Below are 23258 nucleotides of genomic sequence, written 5' to 3'. Positions count from 1 at the left end.
TTAAAGAAAGGAGGAAACAGGAATGACAAAGGTTTCAGTACTTAGTCAAACAGGTGCTTCAGTTGGTGAAATCGAATTGAACGATGCGATTTTCGGAATCGAGCCAAACGAAGCTGTATTATTCGACGCTGTAGTTGCACAACGTGCTTCTTTACGTCAAGGTAATCACAAAGTTAAAAACCGTTCTGCAGTTGCTGGTGGTGGTCGTAAACCATGGCGTCAAAAAGGAACTGGTCGTGCTCGTCAAGGTTCGATCCGCTCTCCACAATGGCGTGGTGGTGGTGTTGTATTCGGTCCTACTCCACGTAGCTACGCTTACAAACTACCTAAGAAAGTTCGTCGCTTAGCAATTAAGTCTGCTTTATCTACGAAAGTATTAGAGCAAAACTTAGTAGTACTTGATGCATTATCATTTGATGCACCAAAAACAAAAGATTTCAAATCAGTATTAGCTGCTTTAGAAATCAGCAAAAAAGCATTATTCGTAACTGCTGAAGTTAACGAAAACGCTATTTTATCTGCTCGTAACATCCCTGGTGTTACAGTGTTAACAGCTGAAGGAATCAACGTATTAGACCTATTAGGTCACGATAAAGTTGTTTTCACTCAAGATGCTGTAAAAAAAGTTGAGGAGGTGCTTGGATAATGGAAGCACGTGATATCTTAAAACGTCCGGTCATTACTGAGCGTTCTTCAGAAATTATGGCAGAGAAAAAGTATACTTTCGAAGTAGACACTCGCGCTAACAAAACTCAAGTTAAAGACGCTGTTGAAGAAATCTTCGGTGTTAAAGTTGAGAAAGTAAACGTAATGAACTACAAAGGTAAGTTCAAACGCGTTGGTAAATTCGGTGGATACACTAACAAACGTCGTAAAGCGATTGTTAAATTAACTGCTGACTCAAAAGAAATCGAGTTATTCGAAATCTAATTCTAAATTTATATAAGTAACCTTACAGAAGGAGGGAATACAAATGGCGATTAAAAAGTATAAGCCAACCTCAAATGGTCGTCGTAACATGACATCATCTGATTTTGCTGAAATCACTACTGATAAACCTGAAAAGTCTTTATTATTACCGATTAAACGCAAAGCTGGTCGTAACAACCAGGGTAAAATTACTGTTCGTCATCACGGTGGCGGTCACAAGAAACAATACCGTGTTATCGATTTTAAACGTCTTAAAGACGGCATTCCAGGACGCGTTGCTACAATTGAGTACGATCCAAACCGTTCTGCGAACATCGCTTTAATTAACTATGCTGACGGTGAAAAACGTTACATCTTAGCTCCGAAAGGTCTTGAAGTAGGTCAAACTATTTATTCAGGTCCAGAAGCGGATATCAAAGTAGGTAACGCATTACCATTAGCTAACATTCCAATGGGTACTACAATCCATAACATCGAAATGAAACCTGGTAAAGGTGGACAATTAGTACGTTCAGCTGGTACTTCTGCGCAAGTATTAGGTCGTGAAGGTAAGTACGTAATCGTTCGCTTACAATCTGGTGAAGTACGTTTAATCCTTGCTACTTGCCGTGCAACAATCGGTCAAGTTGGTAACGAGCAACACGAACTTATCAACATCGGTAAAGCAGGTCGTTCTCGTTGGTTAGGTAAACGCCCAACAGTACGTGGTTCTGTAATGAACCCTAACGATCACCCACACGGTGGTGGTGAAGGACGTTCTCCAATTGGACGTAAATCTCCAATGACACCATGGGGTAAACCAACTCTTGGTTACAAAACTCGTAACAAGAAAAATAAATCATCTAAATTTATTATTCGTGGACGTAAAAAATAATGTGGTAAAACTACGGTTCGGTTCGAGAGCCGTGGTCGTATCACGGAGGGAGGTTCCTAAATGGGTCGCAGCTTAAAGAAAGGACCTTTTGTTGATGACCACCTAATGAAAAAGGTGGAAGCACAAGAGGCTTCTGAGAAAAAACAGGTTATTAAAACTTGGTCTCGCCGTTCTACTATCTTCCCAAACTTCATCGGTTTAACAATCGCTGTATATGATGGACGTAAACACGTTCCTGTATACGTAACTGAAGATATGGTAGGTCATAAACTCGGTGAGTTCGCACCAACTCGTACTTATAAAGGTCACGGTGCAGATGACAAGAAAACAAGACGCTAATTTTGAGAGGAGGTAAATCCTAATGACACAAGCTAAAGCTATCGCTCGCACAGTTCGTATCGCTCCTCGTAAAGTTCGTCTAGTAGTAGACTTAATCCGAGGTAAGCAAATTGGTGAAGCAGTTGCAATTTTACGTCATACTCCAAAAGCGGCGTCTCCAGTCGTTGAGAAAGTATTAAAATCTGCAGTTGCTAACGCTGAACACAACTACGAGTTAGATATTAACAACTTAGTTGTATCTGAAATCTTTGTTGATGAAGGTCCAACATTAAAACGTTTCCGTCCACGTGCACAAGGTCGTGCGTCGGCAATCAACAAACGTACTAGCCACATTACAATCGTGGTATCTGAGAAGAAGGAGGTTTAATCCGTGGGTCAAAAAGTACATCCAATAGGACTACGTGTTGGTGTTATTCGTGACTGGGAGTCAAAGTGGTTCGCTGAGAAAGACTACGCTAACTTATTACACGAAGACATCAAAGTACGTAAATATATCGAAACTAAACTTAAAGATGCATCTGTATCTAAAGTAGAAATCGAACGCGCTGCAAATCGCGTAAACATCACTATTCACACTGCGAAACCGGGTATGGTTATCGGTAAAGGTGGTACGGAAGTAGAAAACTTACGTAAACACTTAACTGAATTAACTGGTAAACGTGTGCATATCAACATTATTGAAATCAAACGTGCAGATCTTGACGCTAAATTAGTAGCTGAAAACATCGCTCGTCAACTTGAGAACCGCGTATCATTCCGTCGTGCTCAAAAACAATCAATCCAACGCACAATGCGCGCTGGTGCAAAAGGTATTAAAACACAAGTATCTGGTCGTTTAGGTGGCGCTGATATCGCGCGTGCTGAACACTATAGTGAAGGAACTGTTCCGCTTCATACATTACGTGCTGACATTGATTATGCACATGCTGAAGCTGATACTACTTACGGTAAACTAGGCGTTAAAGTTTGGATCTACCGTGGTGAAGTCCTTCCTACTAAAAAGAACTCTGTGGAAGGAGGCAAATAATATGTTATTACCTAAACGCGTAAAATATCGTCGTGAACACCGTGGTAACATGCGTGGAGAAGCGAAAGGCGGTAAAGAAGTATCTTTCGGTGAGTTTGGCTTACAAGCCACAACAGCATCTTGGATTACAAACCGTCAAATCGAATCTGCTCGTATCGCAATGACTCGTTACATGAAACGTGGCGGTAAAGTTTGGATCAAAATCTTCCCACATAAGCCTTACACGAAAAAGCCTCTAGAAGTCCGAATGGGTTCTGGTAAAGGTTCTCCTGAAGGTTGGGTAGCAGTAGTAAAACCAGGAAAAGTAATGTTCGAAATTGCTGGTGTATCTGAAGAGGTAGCACGTGAAGCACTTCGTTTAGCATCACACAAACTTCCTGTTAAATGTAAGATCGTAAAACGTCAAGAAACTGGTGGTGAATCTAATGAAAGCTAATGAAATCCGTGACCTTGCCACTAATGAAATCGAATTAAAAGTGAAATCACTGAAAGAAGAGCTTTTCAACCTTCGCTTCCAATTGGCGACTGGTCAATTAGAAAACACAGCTCGCATCCGTGAAGTTCGCAAAGCGATCGCACGTATGAAAACTGTGATTCGTGAAAGAGAAATCAGTGCAAATAACTGATAAAGGAGGGTTTTAAGTATGACTGAGCGTAACCAACGCAAAGTTTACACGGGCCGTGTTGTTTCTGACAAAATGGATAAAACAATTTCTGTTTTAGTTGAAACTCATAAAAAGCACAAGCTTTATGGCAAGCGTGTAAAATACTCGAAAAAGTTTAAGGCTCATGATGAGCTAAACACTGCGAATATCGGTGATATCGTACGTATCATGGAAACTCGCCCGCTATCAGCTACTAAACGCTTCCGTTTAGTTGAAGTTGTAGAAAAAGCGGTTATTATTTAATAACACATTTCGGAATAAAATATATTTCCGAAGGGAGGTAACCTAAGTGATTCAACAAGAAAGTCGTATGAAAGTTGCTGACAACTCAGGTGCACGTGAAGTTTTAACTATTAAAGTACTTGGTGGTTCTGGACGTAAAACTGCAAACATCGGTGATATCGTTGTTTGTACGGTTAAGAAAGCAACACCAGGTGGCGTTGTCAAGAAAGGTGACGTTGTTAAGGCTGTTATCGTTCGCACAAAATCAGGTGCACGTCGTAAAGACGGTACTTACATTAAGTTTGATGAGAATGCTTGCGTAATTATCAAAGATGATAAATCACCACGCGGAACTCGTATTTTCGGACCAGTTGCACGTGAGTTACGTGATGGCAACTTCATGAAAATCGTTTCTTTAGCTCCAGAAGTTCTTTAATTTCATGACAGTACCAATCAAGGAGGTGCGACACATAATGCATGTTAAAAAGGGCGACAAAGTAAAAGTAATTACTGGTAAAGACAAAGGTAAAGAAGGCGTAATCTTAGCTGCTTTCCCTAAACAAGACCGTGTTCTTGTTGAAGGTGTAAACATCGTTAAGAAACACGTTAAACCTAACCAGCTTAACCCACAAGGTGGAATTGTATCTCAAGAAGCTGCAATCCACGTTTCGAACGTAATGCTAATCGATCCTAAATCTGGCGAGCCGACTCGTGTAGGTATTGAGATCAAAGATGGCAAAAAAGTTCGTGTTGCAAAAAAATCAGGTGTAGTAATCGACTAATAAGTAAATTGAGAAGGGAGGTACACACATGAGCCGCCTAAAAGAAAAATATTTAAACGAAGTTTCACCTGCTCTTATGAGCAAGTTCGAATATAAATCAGTAATGCAAGTTCCTAAAGTGGAGAAAATCGTAATCAACATGGGTGTTGGTGACGCTGTTCAAAACTCAAAAGCTCTTGATGTAGCTGTTGAAGAATTAACAACAATTACTGGTCAAAAACCAGTAGTAACTAAAGCGAAAAAATCTATCGCAGGTTTCCGTTTACGTGAAGGTCAAGCGATCGGTGCTAAAGTTACACTACGCGGTGAGCGTATGTATGAATTCCTGGATAAATTAATCTCTATCGCACTTCCACGTGTACGTGACTTCCGTGGTGTTTCTAAAAAAGCATTCGACGGTCGCGGTAACTATACATTAGGTGTTAAAGAACAATTAATTTTCCCAGAAATCGATTACGATAAAGTTTCAAAAGTACGCGGTATGGACATCGTGATCGTAACTACTGCGAATTCTGACGAAGAAGCTCGCGAGTTATTAACACAGTTCGGTATGCCGTTCCAAAAGTAATAAAATAAGGAGGGCGAAGACGTGGCAAAAAAATCAATGATCGTTAAACAACAACGCACGCAAAAATTTAAAGTTCAAGAATATACACGTTGTGAACGCTGTGGCCGTCCACACTCTGTATACCGCAAATTTAAACTTTGCCGTATTTGTTTCCGTGAACTTGCATATAAGGGACAAATTCCTGGCGTTAAAAAAGCCAGCTGGTAATCCCCTAATTTGGGAAGGAGGTAAATTTTCATGACAATGACTGATCCGATTGCAGATATGCTTACTCGCATTCGTAATGCGAACATGGTTCGTCACGAGAAGTTAGAAGTTCCTGCTTCTAACGTAAAGAAAGAGATCGCTGAAATTTTAAAGCGTGAAGGTTTCGTACGTGATGTAGAATATGTAGAAGACAACAAGCAAGGTATCATCCGTATTTTCTTAAAATATGGTAAAGAGAACGAGCGTGTTATCACTGGTCTAAAACGTATTTCTAAACCAGGTTTACGTGTATATGCTAAAACAAACGAAGTACCTAAAGTATTAAACGGTCTTGGTATCGCTTTAGTATCTACTTCAAACGGTTTATTAACTGACAAAGAAGCTCGCGCTAAACAAGTTGGCGGAGAGATCTTAGCATACATTTGGTAATTAGTAAGAAAAGAACGGAGGTGCAATATAAATGTCTCGCGTAGGTAAAAAAGTTATCGAGGTACCTGCTAACGTTACAATCGAAGTCGCTGCTGACAACGTTGTTACTGTTAAAGGTCCTAAAGGCGAATTAACTCGTCAATTCAACCAAGATATGAAAATCGAGCAAGAAGGCAACACACTTTCAGTTGTTCGTCCTTCTGATTCTAAAGAACACCGTACAAACCACGGTACAACTCGTGCGTTACTAGCTAACATGGTAACAGGTGTTTCTGAAGGCTTCACTCGTACTCTAGAACTTGTCGGTGTAGGTTACCGTGCTCAGTTACAAGGTACTAAGCTTGTACTAAACGTTGGTTACTCTCACCCAGTTGAGTTCACACCTGAGCAAGGATTAGAGGTCGAAGTTCCTTCGAACACGAAGATCATCGTTAAAGGTATTTCTAAAGAGCGTGTTGGTGCATTAGCATCTAACATCCGTGACGTACGTCCACCAGAGCCTTACAAAGGTAAAGGGATCCGTTACGAAGGTGAATTCGTTCGCCGTAAAGAAGGTAAAACAGGTAAATAATGCGGCGTAAAACCGCATTAAATTTTGAAAGGAGTGACCACTGTGATTACGAAACAAGATAAAAATCAAGTTCGTAAAAAACGTCATGGGCGTGTTCGTTCTAAAATTTCGGGTACTGCACAACGTCCACGTTTAAACGTATTCCGTTCTAACAAGAACATCTATGCACAACTAATCGATGACGTAGCTGGCGTAACTTTAGTTTCTGCTAATACTCAAGAAAAAGCTTTCGAAGGTATGGGCGCAAACGTAGAAGCTGCTGCTAAAATCGGTGAAACAATCGCTAAACGCGCTGCTGAAAAAAATATTACTACAGTAGTATTTGACCGTAGCGGTTACTTATATCACGGACGTGTAAAAGCTTTAGCAGAAGCTGCACGTGAAAACGGCTTAGAATTTTAATAAGAAGGAGGGACATACTTCATGAGTCGCATTGACGCAAACAAATTAGAACTTGAAGAACGCGTAGTTACAATTAACCGTGTTGCTAAAGTTGTTAAAGGTGGTCGTCGCTTCCGCTTCTCTGCTCTAGTAGTAGTAGGAGATAAAAATGGTCATGTAGGATTTGGTACTGGTAAAGCCCAAGAGGTTCCAGATGCAATCCGTAAGGCTGTTGAAGACGCGAAGAAAAACTTAATCGAAGTACCACGCGTGGGTGGAACTACTCCACACTTAGTGCAAGGTCGCTTCGGTGCAGGTTCAATCTTAATCAAACCTGCAGCTCCTGGTACAGGAGTTATCGCTGGTGGTCCAGTACGTGCTGTACTTGAACTAGCTGGTATTACTGATATTCTTTCAAAATCTCTTGGTTCAAACACACCAATCAACATGGTGCGTGCAACTGTAGCAGGTTTAACTGAATTAAAACGTGTAGAAGAAGTTGCAAAACTACGCGGTAAATCAGTGGAAGAGTTATTAGGATAAGGGGGGGAATTATAATGGCTAAATTACAAATCACCCTTAATAAATCTGTCATTGGTACTAAACCTAACCAACGTAAAGTTGTTGAGGCATTAGGATTACGTAAAGTAAACCAAACTGTGGAACAAGCTGATAATGCTGCAATCCGCGGTATGATTACAAAAGTAGCTCACTTAGTTACTGTTAAAGAAATTTAATTTCAATTATACGAACAAGGAGGTGCCACCCAAATGAAACTTCATGAGTTAAAACCAGCAGAAGGTTCACGTAAAGTACGTAACCGCGTTGGTCGTGGTATCGGTTCTGGTAACGGTAAAACTTCTGGTAAAGGTCATAAAGGTCAAAACGCTCGTTCTGGCGGCGGCGTTCGCCCAGGATTTGAGGGGGGTCAAAACCCACTTTTCCGTCGTTTACCTAAACGTGGCTTTACGAACATTAACCGTAAAGAATACGCTATCGTTAACCTTGACGCGTTAAACCGTTTTGAAGATGGTGCAGAAGTAACACCTGCATTATTATTAGAAACTGGTATCGTGAGCAACGAAAAAGCTGGAATCAAAATTCTAGGTCATGGAACGTTAAGCGTTAAGCTTAATGTTAAGGCTCACAAATTCTCTGCTTCTGCTAAAGAAGCAATTGAGAACGCTGGCGGAACAACTGAGGTGATCTAATGTTTCAGACAATCTCTAACTTTATGCGCGTTCGAGATATACGAAATAAAATCATCTTCACACTTTTAATGTTAATCATTTTTCGTCTCGGGACATTCATCCCGGTACCGAATGTTAACGCAGATGTATTAAAGGCAACTGATGAGTTCAGCTTAGTAGGTTTCCTTAATACGTTTGGCGGTGGTGCATTGGCAAACTTCTCGATCTTTGCGATGGGGATTATGCCGTACATCACAGCCTCAATTATTGTCCAGTTGCTTCAAATGGATGTTGTTCCTAAGTTTGCAGAATGGGCGAAACAAGGTGATGTAGGTCGACGCAAGTTGGCTCAATTCACTCGTTACTTTACGATTGTATTAGCATTCATTCAATCTTTCGCAATGAGCTTTGGGTTTAACCAATTTTATGGCGGATCATTGATTACGGATACTAGTATTCAATCATACTTAACGATTTCAATCGTATTAACTGCAGGTACAGCATTCCTATTGTGGTTATCTGAACAAATTACTGCATATGGTGTCGGTAATGGTATCTCTATTATTATCTTCGCTGGTATCGTAGCTGCGATTCCTAACGCAGTAAACCAAATCTATGCACAACAAATTGATGGAGCCGGCGATCAATTGTTTATCAATATTGCCATTCTAGTTCTATTAGTTCTCGTGCTGCTTGCTGTTGTCGTTGGAGTTATTTATATTCAACAAGCGTTGCGTAAAATTCCAATCCAATATGCAAAACGAGTTGCTGGAAATTCACCTAAAGTTGGTGCACAGCAAACGCATTTACCGTTAAAAGTAAATGCTGCAGGGGTTATTCCGGTAATCTTTGCAATTGCGTTTATTGTTACACCTCAAACTTTAGCAACTTTCTTTGGAGATAATAATGTAACAGCGTTTATTACGAACACGTTTGACTATACTAAACCTGTTGGTATGTTAATCTATGTTGCTTTAATTATCGCCTTCACATACTTCTATGCATTCATTCAGGTGAATCCGGAAAATGTGGCAGACAACTTGAAAAAGCAAGGTGCTTATATCCCGGGTATCCGCCCAGGTAATGACACTCAAGCTTACTTAACAAAAGTTCTTTATCGTTTGACATTAGTTGGTGCTTTATTCTTAGTAGTTATTTCAGTAATGCCGATTTTATTCATTAACTTTATGAACCTGCCGGCTTCGGCCCAAATCGGGGGAACAAGTATGATTATCGTAGTCGGTGTTGCACTTGAAACGATGAAACAGTTAGAGTCTCAGTTAGTGAAGCGTCATTATAAAGGCTTTATGAAATAATGCAGGTTTAGGAAACATTCTCGTTTCCTTACCGGCTTATGCTATAAAGGGGAGTATTACGTATGAATATCGTTTTAATGGGTCTTCCAGGTGCTGGTAAAGGTACTCAGGCTGACAAAATTGTTGAGAAGTACGCAATCCCTCATATTTCTACAGGCGATATGTTCCGTGCCGCTATTAAAGAAGGTACAGAATTAGGTTTACAGGCCAAATCGTTTATGGATCAAGGTGCATTAGTACCTGATGAAGTAACGATTGGTATTGTTCGTGAACGTCTTTCACAACCAGACTGCGAAAAAGGTTTCTTATTAGATGGATTCCCGCGTACAGTTCCTCAAGCTGAAGCTTTAGACAGCATCCTTGAAGAATTAGGGCGCCCTGTTGAGCATACTATTAATGTTCAAGTTGAAAAAGAAGAATTAATCGCACGTTTAAGTGGTCGTCGTATTTGTAAGACTTGTGGTACATCATATCATTTAGTGTTCAATCCGCCAAAAGTGGATGGCATTTGTGATAAGGATGGCGGCGAGTTATACACACGTGCAGATGATAATCCTGAAACTGTTACAAACCGTCTGGAAGTAAATATGAACCAAGCACAACCTTTACTTGATTTCTATGAAGCAAAGGGAGTACTTACAAATATTAATGGACAGCAAGAAATTTCAAAAGTATTTGCTGATCTTGATGCTCTATTGCAGGGCAGCCGCAGCTGATATCCGTCCGGGCGCTAGACAGCTTCCGCGGTAGTCATGCGGAGGCAACAACGAAACATAATTTTTTGAGAGTTGCAAAAGCATATTGTGCCCGGTATATACTATAAAGGTTGAGCACTTAATTAGTGTGATGACATCTTTGTAACGTATAATGGGTTTCGTGGAAGCATCTGTGTAACGGGTATGAATCTCTCATCAAGACATTCCGGCTATCGTGTTAACATAAGGATGCGGTTCCTTATAGGATACTGTTTCCATGGATTGTGTGAAGCGAAACCAGACGAGCGTCTTATTCTACATCTCTCATGCAATCCAAACATATGTTGAAACGAGTTGCTTCTTAATTAGGAGAAACAGTTGCAAGAGCTCGCATGAGTTTTTTGATATAAGCATATAGAAGGGAGTCGAGAAGATGGCGAAAGACGATGTAATTGAAGTCGAAGGGACAGTTCTTGAGACTTTGCCAAACGCGATGTTTAAGGTAGAATTAGAAAATGGGCACACTGTGCTTGCACACGTATCTGGAAAGATCCGTATGCACTTTATCCGTATCCTACCTGGAGATAAGGTTACTATTGAGTTATCTCCTTATGATTTAACTCGCGGTCGTATCACATACCGTTTTAAATAATCTTTTGCACTCCGGACTATTAAGGAGGTTAGGTTAGATGAAAGTGAGACCATCTGTGAAACCGATCTGCGAAAAATGTAAAGTAATTCGCCGACGCGGTAAAGTAATGGTAATCTGTGAAAATCCTAAACACAAACAAAAACAAGGATAATTAATCAAGGAGGTGCACTAACGAATGGCACGTATTGCTGGTGTTGATATTCCTCGCGACAAACGCGTTGTAATTTCATTAACATACATTTACGGTATTGGTAAAACTACTTCTCAAAAAGTCTTAGCAGGTGCAGGTATTGACGAAAGTACTCGCGTTAAAGACTTAACAGAAGATCAATTAAACCAAATCCGTGAACAATTAGATTCATACAAAACTGAAGGTGACTTACGTCGTGAAGTTTCTTTAAACATCAAACGTTTAATGGAGATTGCTTCTAACCGTGGTATCCGTCACCGTCGTGGTTTACCTGTTCGTGGTCAAAATACGAAAAACAATGCGCGTACGCGTAAAGGTCCACGTAAGACTGTAGCGAACAAGAAAAAATAATTAAGTAAAGGAGGTTCCTTCTTAACATGGCTCGTAAACAACAAACTCGTAAACGTCGTGTGAAAAAGAACATCGAATCTGGTGTTGCTCACATCCGTTCTACATTCAACAATACAATCGTAACGATCACTGATATGCAAGGTAACGCATTATCTTGGTCTTCAGCTGGTGCTTTAGGTTTCCGTGGTTCACGTAAATCAACTCCATTCGCAGCTCAAATGGCTGCTGAAACAGCTGCAAAAACTTCAATGGAACATGGTTTAAAAAACATTGAAGTAACAGTTAAAGGTCCTGGTTCAGGTCGTGAAGCTGCAGTACGTGCACTTCAAGCTGCTGGATTAGAAGTAACTGCTATTAAAGACGTTACTCCAGTTCCTCATAACGGTTGCCGTCCGCCAAAACGTCGTCGTGTGTAATGGGTGCAGCTTAGAAGTATAATTACTTCTACGTACATCATGTTACTTTGTACAAAAGTCTTGTGCATTTTATAGTCTAACTCAGATTAACAACTATGATGATAAGAACCTATACATTAGATGTTTTGAAGGAGGGTAAATTGGAATGATCGAAATTGAAAAACCAAAGATTGAAACAGTGGAGATTAGCGAAGATGCCAAATACGGCAAGTTTGTTGTAGAACCGCTTGAACGCGGTTATGGTAATACTTTGGGGAATTCTCTACGTCGTATCCTTCTGTCTTCATTACCTGGAGCTGCTGTTACGTCAATTCAAATTGACGGCGTATTACACGAATTCTCAACTGTAGAAGGCGTTGTAGAAGATGTCGCTTCGATTATCTTAAACGTGAAAAAGCTAGCTTTAAAAATCTACTCTGACGAAGAAAAAGTTATTGAGATTGATGTAAAAGGTGACGGAACGGTTACTGCAGCTGACATTACACATGACAGTGATGTAGAAATTTTAAACCCAGATCTATATATCGCAACAATCGCTAAGAACGGTCATTTACGTATGCGTATGTACGCACAACGTGGCCGTGGTTATACTCCTGCTGATCAAAACAAACGTGAGGATCTTCCTATCGGCGTGATCCCGATCGACTCTATTTACACTCCAGTTTCACGCGTCAACTTCCAAGTAGAGAACACTCGTGTTGGACAAAATTCTGACTACGACAAGTTATCACTTGATGTATGGACAGATGGAAGCATCGGTCCTAAAGAGGCGATTTCACTTGGAGCGAAAATTTTAACTGAACACTTAAATATCTTCGTTGGCATGACGAACGAGGCACAAACTGCTGAAATCATGGTCGAAAAAGAAGAAGACCAAAAAGAAAAAGTATTAGAGATGACTATCGAAGAACTTGATCTTTCTGTTCGTTCTTACAACTGCTTGAAGCGCGCTGGTATCAATACGGTACTGGAATTAGCTAACAAGTCAGAAGATGATATGATGAAAGTACGTAATCTTGGTCGTAAGTCTCTTGAAGAAGTTAAGCATAAGTTAGAAGAGCTTGGTTTAGGATTGCGTAAAGAAGACTAAGCGAAAAATTATAAAATTTAGCTAGATCAGATATATTTAAAAGGAGGGAAACGTCCATGGGTTACAGAAAACTTGGTCGTACAAGTTCTCAACGTAAAGCATTATTACGCGACTTAGCTACTGATTTAATCATCAACGAGCGCATCGAAACTACTGAAGCGCGCGCTAAAGAAACTCGTAAAGCAGTTGAGAAAATGATTACTTTAGGTAAACGCGGAGATTTACACGCTCGTCGTCAGGCAGCTGCATTCATCCGTCGTGAGCTAGTAACAGTTGGAGAAGGCGAAGAAGAAAAAACTGTTTTCGCACTTCAAAAATTATTTGACGATATCGCACCTCGTTATGCGGAGCGTCAAGGTGGTTACACTCGTATTCTTAAAGTAGGTCCTCGTCGTGGAGACGGCGCACCAGTAGTAATTATTGAATTAGTTTAATTCTTAATAACATACAGGTGGAAAAGGGGTGTCCGGTTCACCGGTTGAACCCGCACCCCTTTTTTATATAAACATAATTGATTTATACGACATAATTAAGCTGAGCGTTATGATGAGCGGAGTAGTATTACTACTGGCGTCTCGTTTAGCTCTCCGCACCTCATTCAACGAATTTCCGGGCTTGAGCACCCGTAAATTTTGTAAATGTAACGACAAGCGCATTTCTCTGAATGAGGTGCGCGCTTTTTTATTTATGGAATGAAGGGTTGAGCCCCTAAATTCCCTATACATATGCAAACATAAAGTACGTTTAAATAGGTGGCCATTCGCGCAAAACTTGTTTGAAAACGTGCTTTATTTTTATATAGGTATCATTTCCTGGGAAATTTAAGTTAACTAATCATATGTCATACTATAGCGAAGCAGAGGGGAGATTAGCTGCGTATGAGTGAAATTTTATCATTTAATCAAGTAACCTACTCCTATACACCCGATGAACCTCAGACACGAAATGCGGTGGAAGGTGTTTCCTTTGTCATTAATAAAGGGGAATGGATTACGATTGTCGGTCATAATGGCTCCGGAAAGTCGACAATGGCTAAATTAATGAGCGGCTTACTAATGCCACAGCAAGGGGAAGTCCGTATAAAACGTGAAGTCCTCACAGAAGAGAATATATGGGATATTCGTTCGCAGATTGGTATCGTCTTTCAAAATCCGGACAATCAGTTTGTAGGGGCTACTGTGCAGGATGATGTTGCTTTCTCGCTTGAAAATAATGGTGTACCGCATGAAGAGATGGTTAAACGCGTCCACAATGCACTGAGACAAGTAAAGATGGAAGGCTTTATCAACCACGAGCCACATCATTTATCAGGCGGACAGAAGCAGCGTGTCGCTATTGCAGGTGCATTGGCAATGCATCCTCAAATATTAATATTGGATGAAGCAACATCTATGCTGGATCCTCAAGGCCGTGAAGAAGTGTTAACAATCGTGGAGGCACTGCGTAAAGAAATTGGTCTTACGGTACTGGCAATAACACATGATCTTGAAGAAGCTTTACTGGCAGACCGTATTATTTTTATGAATGCCGGTAAAAAATACGCAGAAGGAACGCCTGAAGAAATATTTGCATTAGGTGATGATCTCGTACAGTTTGGTTTGGATATGCCGTTTGCGATGAAAATGACGAAGCTGCTGCAAGCTCAAGGTGTACATCTTGTAGGACAACATATGACAGAAGAAGAGCTGGTGAATGACTTATGGACATCCAACTTCAACAAGTAAGCTATGCCTATGCAAAAGGCACTCCATTTGAAAAACAAGCTTTACATGAGGTTGACTTAACAATTAAAAGTGGAACATTTCAGGCGATTATCGGACATACAGGTTCAGGAAAATCAACAATCCTCCTTCATTTTAACGGATTATTAAAGCCATCGAGCGGTTCCGTAAAAATCGGGGACCGACTGATTGAAGCAGGAAAAAAGGCAAAAGACTTAAAAGCAGTACGCCAAAAGGTAGGCATTGTGTTTCAGTTTCCTGAGCACCAGCTGTTCGAGGAGACCGTATTAAAGGATATTATGTTCGGTCCGATGAATTTCGGGGTGTCTGAACAAGAAGCGGAAAAACGGGCGCGTGAGCTGATCTCATTAGTAGGGTTGCCGGAAGATATATTGGACAAGTCCCCGTTTGACCTATCTGGTGGTCAAATGCGCCGTGTTGCCATTGCGGGGGTATTGGCAATGGATCCTGAAGTAATCGTTCTGGATGAACCAACAGCGGGCCTTGATCCGCGTGGCCAAAAGGAAATTATGGACTTATTTTATAAGCTACATAAAGAGCGCGGTTTAACAACAATCCTTGTTACACATAGTATGGAAGATGCGGCACGCTATGCGGATGCGGTTGCCATCATGCATGATGGGCGCTGTGTGTTAACTGGAGATCCGCGTACAATTTTCAGCGATCGCCAAACACTTGCCCAATTCCGTCTGGAACCGCCACGCATTGTCCGCTTTCAGCATCAGGTTGAGAAGATGATTGGGAAACCATTGGCGAAAGTATGCTTAACTGAAGAAGAGCTTGCCCAAGAAATTGGACAGGCAATTCCAAAGGGGCGTGAACAGCAATGATGGAAAAAATGATTTTTGGGCGCTATATACCAGGCAATTCATTTGTGCATAGGCTTGATCCGCGTTCTAAGCTGCTCTTTGTTTTTGCATTTATTATCGTAGTCTTTTTTGCCAACAATGTTGTGACCTATGCGCTGCTTTTGGCGTTTACATTGCTCGTTATTCTACTATCTAGAATCCGCCTTTATTTTTTAATCAACGGCTTGAAACCCGTCATATTTTTAATGCTCTTTACTTTGCTTTTGCATTTGTTTATGACGAGGGAAGGACCTGTACTAGTTGATCTCGGCTTTATGAAAATATACGAAGAAGGTTTACGACAAGGGATGTTCATATCCATGCGCTTTTTAATGCTTGTATTTATGACATCAATTTTAACGTTGACTACTTCTCCTATTTCAATTACGGACGGTCTGGAAGTACTGCTCAATCCATTTAAAAAGGTAAAGCTGCCTGTTCATGAGCTTGCCTTAATGATGTCGATTTCTTTACGTTTCATTCCAACATTAATGGATGAGACGGATAAAATTATGAAAGCGCAGATGGCCCGTGGTTCGGATTTAAGCGCAGGACCGATTAAAGATCGTCTTAAGGCAGTTGTGCCGTTGTTAGTACCGCTCTTTGTCAGTGCATTTAAACGTGCAGAAGATTTAGCGACTGCGATGGAAGTGCGAGGCTACCGCGGGGGAGAAGGGCGTACGAAATACCGTCAGTTAAATTGGATGGGAAGAGATACAGCTATTTTAGTTGTACTTGTATTATTGGGCGTCCTGTTATGGATGCTGCGCAGTTAGAGGTGTATAGAGATGGTGAGATTAAAAGCGACTATTAGCTATGACGGTACCGGTTTTGCAGGCTATCAGGTGCAGCCTGGTGAGCGTACAGTTCAGCTTGAAATCGAAAAAGTATTAACAGTAATGCAAAAAGGGTCACAGGTAAAAATTACAGCAAGCGGCCGTACAGATGCACGTGTCCATGCAACAGGCCAGGTTATACATTTTGATACCGCTCTTGCGATTCCGCCTGAAAAATTTCAAAAAGCATTAAATGTCCAATTGCCGCGTGATATTCGTGTACTTCATATGGAGCAAGTAAGGGAAGACTTTCATGCACGCTATGATGTATCGGGTAAGCGTTACCGGTATATTTGGGACTGCGGTGCTGTTCAAAGCCCGTTTAGAAGGCATTATACAGTCGAGACAGGCGGAGTGAAGCCGAATGTAGAGGCAATGCGTGAAGCAGCACAAGCAATTGTCGGAACACATGATTTCAGCTGTTTCTGTGCGGCAAATACGAGTGTTGTCGATAAAGTGCGTACGGTGGATGCGCTGGAGCTTGTCTGGCATGGGGATGAGCTGCATATGACAATCAGCGGCAATGGATTTTTATATAATATGGTGCGGATCATTGCAGGGACATTGTGGGAAGTTGGCATCGGTCGAAGAGAAGCAACGTCACTGGAAAAGACGATTGCTTCGATGGACCGTGCACAAGCAGGTAAAACAGCACCGGCACATGGTCTATATTTGGAACAAGTTTTTTATCAAGATTGATAATTTTTTTTTGAAAAAGTTTCTCTTTTTTCTTTGAAATCCGAGAGAAATCCGCTTGTGAAAAGGGTTAACAACCTCTCCAGGTGTTCAATTAAATATCTTGACTTTAAACGCGATCCAGTATATGATGATGTATGGTATTTTCATTACCACCACAATAATAAGCCCCGAAACTTATAAAGTGTATATAATGAAAAATAACGGTAATTCATATCGATTAGGAGGATACAAACATGCGCACAACTTTCATGGCTAAAGGTCAAGAAGTAGAACGTAAATGGTTAGTAGTTGACGCAGAAGGCCAAACATTAGGTCGTTTAGCTTCTGAAGTAGCTTCTATCTTACGTGGTAAACATAAACCAACTTTCACACCAAACGTTGATACAGGAGATCATGTGATCATCATCAACGCTGATAAAATTGAGTTAACAGGTAACAAATTACAAAAGAAAATTTACTACCGTCACACTCAATTCTCTGGTGGTTTAAAACAACGTACAGCTGGAGAAATGAAAGAAAAATACCCAACTCAAATGCTTGAGTTAGCAATTAAAGGTATGCTTCCAAAGAACTCTTTAGGTCGTCAAATGTTCTCTAAATTGAACGTTTACACTGGTTCTGAGCATCCACATGCTGCACAAAAACCAGAAGCTTACGAGTTACGTGGTTAATCAATAAACTATAATAGGAGGAAATAACTTTGGCACAAGTACAATACATCGGCACAGGTCGCCGTAAAAGCTCAACTGCTCGCGTACGTTTAGTACCAGGCGAAGGTAAAGTAGTAATCAACAACCGTGATGTTTCAGATTACCTACCATACGAAACTTTACACTTAATTATCAACCAACCATTAGTAGCTACAGAAACTAAAGGTTCATATGACGTTCACGTTAACGTAAACGGTGGTGGATTCACAGGTCAAGCTGGGGCAATCCGTCACGGTATCGCACGTGCATTATTACAAGTTGATCCAGACTTCCGCCCAGCTTTAAAATCAGCGGGTCTATTAACTCGTGATTCACGTATGAAAGAACGTAAAAAACCAGGTCTACGCGGCGCTCGTCGTGCACCTCAGTTCTCAAAACGTTAATCTATACGATTACTATTTTGCGAAATTACAAAACCCTTTCTTGGAATCTTTCCGAGAAAGGGTTTTTTCTTTATTCATTTGCAAAGCCGTTCGTCGCATGAAGTTTTCCTTTGATTTTTGAGAGAGGCAGATGAGTACCGTTTAGCCAAGATTTAAAATCAATCACAACAGGTAACGCATCCCCGCCTAAAGCAAAAATGCATTTCCCTTCTGCCGGTAAATAGCCGACGGTATGGAGTGTACCATCCCATGCCCCGTATTTTGTCGCAAAGACTCCATTTTCGATACCATTCAATAATGTAAATGCTTTTTCAAAACTAAGTGGATTTGCCTGGGCATTTGAAATAATATGTTCCCGCGCCAAGGAATCTTCCGTTCGATAACGGTTTTCTTCTGTCAGGACTTTAAAGTGATTCGTGCAGGCTATTGCGTCCCGTACAGCTACATTGCGCGGAGATGCTTCTACTGCCACCATTGTTTGCTTGGCATCCAGTAATACATAATTAAATGAATGCTTATGGGGAATATCTTTTAACAATAAAATCCCCTCTTCAACAGTTGCACAACGCTCCAGTAACAGACGCCCAATCATACTGCATACAAAACCATCCGCCCTGTTTTTCGTATTGACAAAGTTATAACCGACGACAAGTCCTTTTTCATTCATTCCATCCATCCGCCCTGTAATTTGCATGGAGGGCCCCAGTGTTGCGTAGCCACCGTCTGTTGGATCATATAACACAAAACGCCCATCATAGCTTTTAGGGTCATTGTCATAGTTACGGATCATATAAGAAGGGCTTGTCGTAATAGAGCAGCCGCTTTTTTTGTGTGCGGCATAGTATCCGCCATAATGAAGTAAAGCCTGTTCTTCCTTATAACCAAGTGTATAGGCGAGACCTTCGATTTCCTCTTCAATCCCCGGGCCGAAACGGGCTAAAAGTTGTTTAACATATGTTTTATCTATAGAAAATCTATGATCCAATTGTTTATATAGTTCTTCTCTATTGGAAAGAAGCGGAGAATTTTTTAAAAGCTCTCCCTGATATATACCAAACTCATAATGGGATCCTCTAAATTGTATAATATCGCTCATCACGTTTTTCATTTTATGTACCCCTTTAATGAAACTGTTTTTCTTATAGTAACGATATTTAATGGACAATCAAAATAAAAGGGTTTGATAAAGTACTTCTCTTATATACTTTGTTCAGAGTAGTATTTTTGTATACATTAGTATACAATAGTATTCAAAAAGAGTGGGTGAAAAATTTGAAATCAGAAGGTAGAGCGAGACATCGAGGAGAAGGAGAACATAGTAATCGCCGTTCAAAGGGTGCCCAAACATTCCGTCGCGGGCGTGCACTGGAGTTTTACCGCCAACTCGAAATGAAACGGTCAACATTGAAACAACAGCTGGAGTCTGCGGAGTTGCAATCGATTCACCCTGTCATTGCCGGAGAACTGAAAGCAACCGAAGCGATTATAAATGATTTTGTAGGCTTGTTTCAGTTGAATGAATTGTTGGAAGAAACACAGGCAACAGAAGAGGAATAATTTTTCACAACATAAGGAAGTGAACTTTTTTAATGCAGGCAGTATGGAAACTCTCAAAATACATTAAGCCGTACATATTATTTGCAATCATCGCACCCGTAATGATGGTTATTGAGGTAAGCATGGATTTACTGCAGCCTACAATATTACAGCATATTATCGATGATGGGATTGCTCAAAATGATACGTCATATATCGTGAAAATGTTTGGCTTAATGATAGCGACATCCTTGATCGGCTTAATCGGCGGGGTAGGGTGTTCGATTTACGCATCGCGGACGGCCGTTAACTTTTCAACCGATCTACGTCATGATTTATATGAAACGATTACGTATTTTTCAAACAGCAGTAAAGATAAATTTACGCTCGGAAAGCTTGTTACGAATTTAACAAGTGATATGGAAATGCTTCAGCGTGCACTGACGATGCTATTAAAAATATTTGTCCGCGGGCCGATGATGTTTGTCGGGGCCATTGTCATTGTCTTTATTACAGCACGCGAGTTATTTCCGATTTTGTTAATTGTTGTGCCGATATTGGCATTTTGCATGTACTATTTTACGGCACTGTCAGGAAAGCTTTTTCATAAGGTGCAAAAGGTTGTCGATGTTGTCAATACGAAAGTCCAGGAAAACTTGGCAGGTATTCGGGTCATCAAGGCATACAACCGGAAAAATCATCAAATTGAGCAGTTTACCGGTGTGAACACACAGCTGATGAAGCGCAGTATGGAAGCCGATCAAATTATAGGTGTACTTGCACCATTTACGATGTTTGTCGTGAACTTAGGAATTGTAGCAGCACTTTGGATGGGTGCGATCAAAGTAGATAACAATACGTTGCAAGTGGGGGTTATTCTTGCCTTTATCAATTATTTAATGATGGTCATGCAAGGGCTGATGAGTTCTTCAATGGTACTTGTACAGCTGGCACGTGCGATACCAAGCGCGGGGCGAATTGTAGAAGTGCTGGAGGAGAAAACAGACTTAACGAACCCTTCGAAACCAGAGGCGAAAGTAATTCAAGGAAATATGAGTTTTGAAAATGTAAGCTTTTCTTATTTAAAAGAAACAGAACCGGTATTGAAAAATATTAGCTTCCACGTGAATGCAGGAGAAACGGTCGGCATTATCGGTATGACAGGTAGCGGGAAGTCGACATTAGTTAAAATGATTCCGCGCCTGTTTGACCCTGACAGTGGTGTCGTAAAAATTGACGGGTTACCGATCGGGAACTATTCATTGGAACATTTACGCCAGTCGATCGGTTTTGCGCCGCAAAAAGCGACATTGTTTTCAAAAACGATTGCCGACAACTTACGCTACGGCAAATCCGATGCAACAGCAGAGGAAATTTTGCAGGCATTGCAATCAGCAAACGCGAAGGAGTTTGTCGATAAGCTGGATGCAGGGGCAGAACATTTGCTCACACAAGGGGCGACAAACTTGTCAGGTGGGCAAAAGCAGCGGTTGGCAATGGCGAGGTCCTTTATCCGGAAACCGAGTATTTTAATTTTGGATGATGTGACGAGTGCGGTTGACAGTATCTCTGAAAAAACGATTCAACGGGCGATTGAGGAGCAGTTTAATGTAGTCACAAAAGTGATTGTCTCGTCTAAAATCTCTTCCATTCGTCATGCCGACCAGATACTCGTAATGGATGACGGGAAAATCGCCGCTATGGGGACACATGAGCAATTATTGCGTGAAAGCCCATTGTATCAGGAGATGGCCAAAACACAGGCAGAAAAAGGGGTGACCTTAAGTGAATAAACAACAAGGGGCACCGCCTGTACCAATGAGGCATCCAGGCGGGCGCTTTACAGGTCCGGTTGTGAAGCCGAAAAATCAAAAAGAAACACTGCTCCGTATTTGGAGCTATTTACGCATACAGAAGGTAGAACTGATCAGTGTTGTCATTTTCGTTATTATCAGTACTTTGTTAAGCTTAGTCGGCCCATTTCTGATCGGGAAAACAATCGATGATTATATTGTGAAGCTCGATGTTCCGGGAGCGATTCGGATGGCCCTTATTTTAGCCGGTGTCTATACCGCCTCATCGTTACTTACTTGGCTTCAAACATTCGTCATGATTCGGGTTTCACAGAAGACGATTCGCCGGTTGCGACAACAGCTGTTTGAGCAGTACCAGTCATTGCCCCTCGCCTTTTACGATAAAAGACAGCAGGGCGATTTAATGAGCCGGATGACAAATGATATTGAAAATTTAAATGCGGCATTGTCACAAAGTGTCATTCAAATTGTTTCGAGTTTTTTAACGATTATCGGAACGGCCTTTGCCCTCTTCTATTTGGATTGGCGATTAGCGCTAGTAACGCTCATCATTATCCCGCTCATCGTTTATGCGACAAAACAGATCATTAAACGAAGCAGTGTGAACTACAAGGCACGTCAACGGGATTTAGGCAATTTAAATGGTTATATTGAAGAAACCATTTCGAACTCGGATATTATTACGCTTTTCGGTCAGGAAAAATCAACGCTTGCGGAGTTTAAAGAAGCCAATGAGCGATTGCGCGGGTCAGCAATGCGTGCCGATATTATTTCCGGCTTCATGGGCCCAATCAATAACTTTATGAACAACCTAGGATTAAGTCTTGTAATAGGTGCCGGTGCAATCATGGCTGTAACAAGCGGACTAACAATCGGTGTAATCGCATCATTTGTTACGTATACCCGCCAGTTTTTCCGCCCGATCAATCAGCTTTCGAACTTGCTCAATACGTTCCAATCTGCCATTGCGGGTTCCGAACGTGTTTTTGAAGTGCTGGATGAAGCAAAAGAAGTAGCAGATATCGAAAATGCAAAAGTGAAAGAACAGTTTAGTGGAGATGTTCAGTTCGAAAATGTCCAGTTTGCCTATGAAACGGGCAAAACCGTGCTGCATGGAATTGATTTTGAAGCAAAAGCAGGAGAGACAATTGCCATCGTTGGTCCGACAGGTTCAGGGAAGACAACAATCATACAGCTGCTAACCCGATTTTATGATGCGACAGGTGGCCGGATCTTATTGGACGGCGAACCAATTGAACATTACAAGATGACGAATGTGCGTGATCATGTTGGAGTCGTGCTTCAGGATACGTATTTGTTTTCGGGGACAGTACGTGAGAATATTCGGTTCGGTAAGCTTCATGCAACGGATGATGAAGTTGAACAAGCGGCAAAAATTGCGTATGCACATAATTTTATAAAGTATTTGCCTGAACAGTACGAAACTGTGCTGACAAGCGGGGGCTTAAATTTAAGTCAGGGGCAGCGTCAGCTTATAGCGATTGCCCGTGCTATTCTAGAAGATCCCGACATCTTAATTTTAGATGAAGCAACTTCAAGTGTTGATACGATGACAGAAGTGCATATTCAAAAAGGTTTAAACAATTTGATGGAAGGGCGTACGAGCTTTGTCATTGCACACCGTCTTAAAACGATTGAAAATGCAGACCAGATTATTGTTATTAAAGATGGCCGGATTTTAGAACAAGGAAATCATGATTCTTTAATGAATCAACAAGGTTTTTATGCAACATTACAGCGTCAGCTTTTGTCGCAATGATAAGGTGAATATTCC

At 41.1% G+C, this 23258-nt stretch carries 37 protein-coding genes; 36 read left to right on the top strand and 1 reads right to left on the bottom strand.

What is annotated here, in order from left to right; all coding sequences use genetic code 11:
* The first annotated feature begins 22 nt into the window (after positions 1-22).
* The 33 genes from rplD (at position 23) to rpsI (ending at position 18113) form a co-directional block, all read left to right on the top strand.
* Positions 23-646, top strand: a complete 624-nt coding sequence (gene rplD, locus MKX73_RS06335) for a 50S ribosomal protein L4 (protein WP_251690867.1) — start codon at positions 23-25, stop codon at positions 644-646.
* Positions 646-930: a 50S ribosomal protein L23 gene (gene rplW / locus MKX73_RS06330; protein ID WP_008406966.1), complete on the top strand. Its 285-nt coding sequence runs from the start codon at positions 646-648 to the stop codon at positions 928-930. Before rplD ends, rplW begins: the two co-directional genes overlap by 1 nt.
* A 43-nt stretch (positions 931-973) precedes the next feature.
* Entirely contained in the window at positions 974-1804 is an 831-nt protein-coding gene (rplB, locus tag MKX73_RS06325; protein ID WP_340716738.1) for a 50S ribosomal protein L2, read from the top strand.
* Between the two features lie 60 nt (positions 1805-1864).
* Positions 1865-2143 carry a 30S ribosomal protein S19 gene (gene rpsS / locus MKX73_RS06320; RefSeq protein WP_004233637.1) on the top strand — a complete coding sequence of 93 codons (279 nt, stop codon included), beginning with the start codon at positions 1865-1867 and terminating at the stop codon, positions 2141-2143.
* A gap of 22 nt (positions 2144-2165) precedes the next feature.
* Positions 2166-2510, top strand: coding sequence for a 50S ribosomal protein L22 (gene rplV / locus MKX73_RS06315; RefSeq protein WP_340716737.1), 345 nt, complete (start codon positions 2166-2168; stop codon positions 2508-2510).
* A 3-nt stretch (positions 2511-2513) separates the two neighbouring features.
* Complete coding sequence (gene rpsC, locus MKX73_RS06310; RefSeq protein WP_340716736.1) at positions 2514-3170, top strand: 30S ribosomal protein S3; 657 nt, start codon at positions 2514-2516, stop codon at positions 3168-3170.
* 1 nt (position 3171) lies between these two features.
* Positions 3172-3606: a 50S ribosomal protein L16 gene (gene rplP / locus MKX73_RS06305; protein WP_008406960.1), complete on the top strand. Its 435-nt coding sequence runs from the start codon at positions 3172-3174 to the stop codon at positions 3604-3606.
* Positions 3596-3796, top strand: a complete 201-nt coding sequence (gene rpmC / locus MKX73_RS06300; RefSeq protein ID WP_008406958.1) for a 50S ribosomal protein L29 — start codon at positions 3596-3598, stop codon at positions 3794-3796. Before rplP ends, rpmC begins: the two co-directional genes overlap by 11 nt.
* Positions 3797-3814: 18 nt before the next feature.
* On the top strand, positions 3815-4078 hold the full coding sequence (gene rpsQ / locus MKX73_RS06295) for a 30S ribosomal protein S17 (protein ID WP_008406957.1): 264 nt from the start codon (positions 3815-3817) through the stop codon (positions 4076-4078).
* 46 nt (positions 4079-4124) lie between these two features.
* Entirely contained in the window at positions 4125-4493 is a 369-nt protein-coding gene (gene rplN, locus MKX73_RS06290) for a 50S ribosomal protein L14 (protein WP_008406955.1), read from the top strand.
* A gap of 37 nt (positions 4494-4530) precedes the next feature.
* Positions 4531-4839 (top strand): 50S ribosomal protein L24, encoded by a 309-nt coding sequence (gene rplX / locus MKX73_RS06285; RefSeq protein ID WP_191701161.1) that lies wholly within the window; start codon positions 4531-4533, stop codon positions 4837-4839.
* Positions 4840-4867: 28 nt separating this feature from the next.
* A complete protein-coding gene (gene rplE, locus MKX73_RS06280; RefSeq protein WP_079523482.1) occupies positions 4868-5407 on the top strand; it encodes a 50S ribosomal protein L5 in 540 nt (179 codons plus the stop codon).
* Between the two features lie 21 nt (positions 5408-5428).
* On the top strand, positions 5429-5614 hold the full coding sequence (rpsN, locus tag MKX73_RS06275) for a 30S ribosomal protein S14 (protein ID WP_008406949.1): 186 nt from the start codon (positions 5429-5431) through the stop codon (positions 5612-5614).
* A 30-nt stretch (positions 5615-5644) separates the two neighbouring features.
* Positions 5645-6043, top strand: a complete 399-nt coding sequence (gene rpsH, locus MKX73_RS06270) for a 30S ribosomal protein S8 (protein ID WP_008406947.1) — start codon at positions 5645-5647, stop codon at positions 6041-6043.
* A gap of 31 nt (positions 6044-6074) precedes the next feature.
* On the top strand, positions 6075-6614 hold the full coding sequence (gene rplF / locus MKX73_RS06265; RefSeq protein WP_251690862.1) for a 50S ribosomal protein L6: 540 nt from the start codon (positions 6075-6077) through the stop codon (positions 6612-6614).
* 42 nt (positions 6615-6656) lie between these two features.
* The gene (gene rplR, locus MKX73_RS06260; protein WP_008406944.1) at positions 6657-7016 is read left to right on the top strand and encodes a 50S ribosomal protein L18; all 360 of its coding nucleotides are present in this window, start codon (positions 6657-6659) and stop codon (positions 7014-7016) included.
* A 21-nt stretch (positions 7017-7037) separates the two neighbouring features.
* Entirely contained in the window at positions 7038-7538 is a 501-nt protein-coding gene (gene rpsE, locus MKX73_RS06255) for a 30S ribosomal protein S5 (RefSeq protein ID WP_008406937.1), read from the top strand.
* Positions 7539-7552: 14 nt separating this feature from the next.
* Entirely contained in the window at positions 7553-7732 is a 180-nt protein-coding gene (gene rpmD / locus MKX73_RS06250; protein ID WP_445265728.1) for a 50S ribosomal protein L30, read from the top strand.
* Positions 7733-7765: 33 nt separating this feature from the next.
* Positions 7766-8206 (top strand): 50S ribosomal protein L15, encoded by a 441-nt coding sequence (gene rplO, locus MKX73_RS06245; RefSeq protein WP_008406935.1) that lies wholly within the window; start codon positions 7766-7768, stop codon positions 8204-8206.
* Positions 8206-9501 (top strand): preprotein translocase subunit SecY, encoded by a 1296-nt coding sequence (gene secY, locus MKX73_RS06240; protein ID WP_340716735.1) that lies wholly within the window; start codon positions 8206-8208, stop codon positions 9499-9501. The genes rplO and secY overlap by 1 nt, the downstream gene beginning before the upstream one ends.
* Before the next feature lie 62 nt (positions 9502-9563).
* The gene (locus tag MKX73_RS06235) at positions 9564-10217 is read left to right on the top strand and encodes an adenylate kinase (RefSeq protein ID WP_079523477.1); all 654 of its coding nucleotides are present in this window, start codon (positions 9564-9566) and stop codon (positions 10215-10217) included.
* Positions 10218-10629: 412 nt separating this feature from the next.
* On the top strand, positions 10630-10848 hold the full coding sequence (gene infA / locus MKX73_RS06230) for a translation initiation factor IF-1 (RefSeq protein WP_008406932.1): 219 nt from the start codon (positions 10630-10632) through the stop codon (positions 10846-10848).
* Between the two features lie 37 nt (positions 10849-10885).
* Entirely contained in the window at positions 10886-10999 is a 114-nt protein-coding gene (rpmJ, locus tag MKX73_RS06225) for a 50S ribosomal protein L36 (protein ID WP_000868344.1), read from the top strand.
* 24 nt (positions 11000-11023) lie between these two features.
* The gene (gene rpsM / locus MKX73_RS06220) at positions 11024-11389 is read left to right on the top strand and encodes a 30S ribosomal protein S13 (RefSeq protein ID WP_340716734.1); all 366 of its coding nucleotides are present in this window, start codon (positions 11024-11026) and stop codon (positions 11387-11389) included.
* A gap of 26 nt (positions 11390-11415) precedes the next feature.
* Positions 11416-11805, top strand: coding sequence for a 30S ribosomal protein S11 (rpsK, locus tag MKX73_RS06215; RefSeq protein ID WP_008406718.1), 390 nt, complete (start codon positions 11416-11418; stop codon positions 11803-11805).
* Between the two features lie 145 nt (positions 11806-11950).
* Entirely contained in the window at positions 11951-12895 is a 945-nt protein-coding gene (locus tag MKX73_RS06210) for a DNA-directed RNA polymerase subunit alpha (protein ID WP_008406717.1), read from the top strand.
* Between the two features lie 56 nt (positions 12896-12951).
* The gene (rplQ, locus tag MKX73_RS06205) at positions 12952-13329 is read left to right on the top strand and encodes a 50S ribosomal protein L17 (protein WP_108714263.1); all 378 of its coding nucleotides are present in this window, start codon (positions 12952-12954) and stop codon (positions 13327-13329) included.
* A 444-nt stretch (positions 13330-13773) separates the two neighbouring features.
* Positions 13774-14619 (top strand): energy-coupling factor ABC transporter ATP-binding protein, encoded by an 846-nt coding sequence (locus tag MKX73_RS06200; protein WP_340716733.1) that lies wholly within the window; start codon positions 13774-13776, stop codon positions 14617-14619.
* Entirely contained in the window at positions 14595-15467 is an 873-nt protein-coding gene (locus tag MKX73_RS06195; protein ID WP_340716732.1) for an energy-coupling factor ABC transporter ATP-binding protein, read from the top strand. Before MKX73_RS06200 ends, MKX73_RS06195 begins: the two co-directional genes overlap by 25 nt.
* Complete coding sequence (locus MKX73_RS06190) at positions 15464-16261, top strand: energy-coupling factor transporter transmembrane component T family protein (RefSeq protein WP_340716731.1); 798 nt, start codon at positions 15464-15466, stop codon at positions 16259-16261. The genes MKX73_RS06195 and MKX73_RS06190 overlap by 4 nt, the downstream gene beginning before the upstream one ends.
* Before the next feature lie 12 nt (positions 16262-16273).
* The gene (truA, locus tag MKX73_RS06185; protein ID WP_340716730.1) at positions 16274-17020 is read left to right on the top strand and encodes a tRNA pseudouridine(38-40) synthase TruA; all 747 of its coding nucleotides are present in this window, start codon (positions 16274-16276) and stop codon (positions 17018-17020) included.
* A 233-nt stretch (positions 17021-17253) separates the two neighbouring features.
* Positions 17254-17691 carry a 50S ribosomal protein L13 gene (gene rplM, locus MKX73_RS06180; protein ID WP_251690846.1) on the top strand — a complete coding sequence of 146 codons (438 nt, stop codon included), beginning with the start codon at positions 17254-17256 and terminating at the stop codon, positions 17689-17691.
* Between the two features lie 29 nt (positions 17692-17720).
* A complete protein-coding gene (gene rpsI, locus MKX73_RS06175; RefSeq protein ID WP_251690844.1) occupies positions 17721-18113 on the top strand; it encodes a 30S ribosomal protein S9 in 393 nt (130 codons plus the stop codon).
* Positions 18114-18183: 70 nt separating this feature from the next.
* On the opposite strand, the gene MKX73_RS06170 is transcribed toward rpsI, so the two are convergent.
* Entirely contained in the window at positions 18184-19221 is a 1038-nt protein-coding gene (locus MKX73_RS06170; RefSeq protein WP_340716729.1) for a C45 family peptidase, read from the bottom strand.
* Between the two features lie 116 nt (positions 19222-19337).
* Here MKX73_RS06170 and MKX73_RS06165 point away from each other — a divergent pair, with 116 nt between their 5' ends.
* The 3 genes from MKX73_RS06165 to MKX73_RS06155 are packed head-to-tail and all read left to right on the top strand — an operon-like array spanning position 19338 to position 23243.
* Positions 19338-19670, top strand: coding sequence for a 2-keto-3-deoxygluconate kinase (locus MKX73_RS06165; protein WP_340716727.1), 333 nt, complete (start codon positions 19338-19340; stop codon positions 19668-19670).
* Positions 19671-19702: 32 nt separating this feature from the next.
* Positions 19703-21442, top strand: a complete 1740-nt coding sequence (locus MKX73_RS06160; protein WP_340716726.1) for an ABC transporter ATP-binding protein — start codon at positions 19703-19705, stop codon at positions 21440-21442.
* A 25-nt stretch (positions 21443-21467) separates the two neighbouring features.
* On the top strand, positions 21468-23243 hold the full coding sequence (locus MKX73_RS06155) for an ABC transporter ATP-binding protein (RefSeq protein ID WP_340718858.1): 1776 nt from the start codon (positions 21468-21470) through the stop codon (positions 23241-23243).
* Positions 23244-23258 lie beyond the last annotated feature (15 nt).

The sequence above is a fragment of the Solibacillus sp. FSL W7-1436 genome (genome assembly GCF_038007305.1).
GTDB lineage: Bacteria > Bacillota > Bacilli > Bacillales_A > Planococcaceae > Solibacillus.
The sequence above is the reverse complement of the archived record's forward strand: the minus strand, read 5'-3'. Positions and strand labels throughout refer to the sequence as shown.

Bases quoted from the DNA above. Each gene is read 5' to 3' on its own strand.
- rplW (WP_008406966.1), top strand. From the start codon at position 646: ATGGAAGCACGTGATATCTTAAAACGTCCGGTCATTACTGAGCGTTCT.
- MKX73_RS06155 (WP_340718858.1), top strand. From the start codon at position 21,468: ATGAGGCATCCAGGCGGGCGCTTTACAGGTCCGGTTGTGAAGCCGAAA.
- rplO (WP_008406935.1), top strand. From the start codon at position 7,766: ATGAAACTTCATGAGTTAAAACCAGCAGAAGGTTCACGTAAAGTACGT.
- MKX73_RS06160 (WP_340716726.1), top strand. From the start codon at position 19,703: ATGCAGGCAGTATGGAAACTCTCAAAATACATTAAGCCGTACATATTA.
- rplF (WP_251690862.1), top strand. From the start codon at position 6,075: ATGTCTCGCGTAGGTAAAAAAGTTATCGAGGTACCTGCTAACGTTACA.
- rpsE (WP_008406937.1), top strand. From the start codon at position 7,038: ATGAGTCGCATTGACGCAAACAAATTAGAACTTGAAGAACGCGTAGTT.
- rplM (WP_251690846.1), top strand. From the start codon at position 17,254: ATGCGCACAACTTTCATGGCTAAAGGTCAAGAAGTAGAACGTAAATGG.
- rpsQ (WP_008406957.1), top strand. From the start codon at position 3,815: ATGACTGAGCGTAACCAACGCAAAGTTTACACGGGCCGTGTTGTTTCT.
- rplB (WP_340716738.1), top strand. From the start codon at position 974: ATGGCGATTAAAAAGTATAAGCCAACCTCAAATGGTCGTCGTAACATG.
- rplD (WP_251690867.1), top strand. From the start codon at position 23: ATGACAAAGGTTTCAGTACTTAGTCAAACAGGTGCTTCAGTTGGTGAA.
- rpsM (WP_340716734.1), top strand. From the start codon at position 11,024: ATGGCACGTATTGCTGGTGTTGATATTCCTCGCGACAAACGCGTTGTA.
- MKX73_RS06170 (WP_340716729.1), bottom strand. From the start codon at position 19,221: ATGAAAAACGTGATGAGCGATATTATACAATTTAGAGGATCCCATTAT.
- MKX73_RS06195 (WP_340716732.1), top strand. From the start codon at position 14,595: ATGGACATCCAACTTCAACAAGTAAGCTATGCCTATGCAAAAGGCACT.
- truA (WP_340716730.1), top strand. From the start codon at position 16,274: ATGGTGAGATTAAAAGCGACTATTAGCTATGACGGTACCGGTTTTGCA.
- rpsH (WP_008406947.1), top strand. From the start codon at position 5,645: ATGACAATGACTGATCCGATTGCAGATATGCTTACTCGCATTCGTAAT.
- infA (WP_008406932.1), top strand. From the start codon at position 10,630: ATGGCGAAAGACGATGTAATTGAAGTCGAAGGGACAGTTCTTGAGACT.
- rplP (WP_008406960.1), top strand. From the start codon at position 3,172: ATGTTATTACCTAAACGCGTAAAATATCGTCGTGAACACCGTGGTAAC.
- MKX73_RS06200 (WP_340716733.1), top strand. From the start codon at position 13,774: ATGAGTGAAATTTTATCATTTAATCAAGTAACCTACTCCTATACACCC.
- MKX73_RS06210 (WP_008406717.1), top strand. From the start codon at position 11,951: ATGATCGAAATTGAAAAACCAAAGATTGAAACAGTGGAGATTAGCGAA.
- rpsS (WP_004233637.1), top strand. From the start codon at position 1,865: ATGGGTCGCAGCTTAAAGAAAGGACCTTTTGTTGATGACCACCTAATG.
- rpmD (WP_445265728.1), top strand. From the start codon at position 7,553: ATGGCTAAATTACAAATCACCCTTAATAAATCTGTCATTGGTACTAAA.
- rplE (WP_079523482.1), top strand. From the start codon at position 4,868: ATGAGCCGCCTAAAAGAAAAATATTTAAACGAAGTTTCACCTGCTCTT.
- rplV (WP_340716737.1), top strand. From the start codon at position 2,166: ATGACACAAGCTAAAGCTATCGCTCGCACAGTTCGTATCGCTCCTCGT.
- MKX73_RS06235 (WP_079523477.1), top strand. From the start codon at position 9,564: ATGAATATCGTTTTAATGGGTCTTCCAGGTGCTGGTAAAGGTACTCAG.
- rpmC (WP_008406958.1), top strand. From the start codon at position 3,596: ATGAAAGCTAATGAAATCCGTGACCTTGCCACTAATGAAATCGAATTA.
- rplQ (WP_108714263.1), top strand. From the start codon at position 12,952: ATGGGTTACAGAAAACTTGGTCGTACAAGTTCTCAACGTAAAGCATTA.
- rpsK (WP_008406718.1), top strand. From the start codon at position 11,416: ATGGCTCGTAAACAACAAACTCGTAAACGTCGTGTGAAAAAGAACATC.
- rplX (WP_191701161.1), top strand. From the start codon at position 4,531: ATGCATGTTAAAAAGGGCGACAAAGTAAAAGTAATTACTGGTAAAGAC.
- MKX73_RS06190 (WP_340716731.1), top strand. From the start codon at position 15,464: ATGATGGAAAAAATGATTTTTGGGCGCTATATACCAGGCAATTCATTT.
- secY (WP_340716735.1), top strand. From the start codon at position 8,206: ATGTTTCAGACAATCTCTAACTTTATGCGCGTTCGAGATATACGAAAT.
- rpmJ (WP_000868344.1), top strand. From the start codon at position 10,886: ATGAAAGTGAGACCATCTGTGAAACCGATCTGCGAAAAATGTAAAGTA.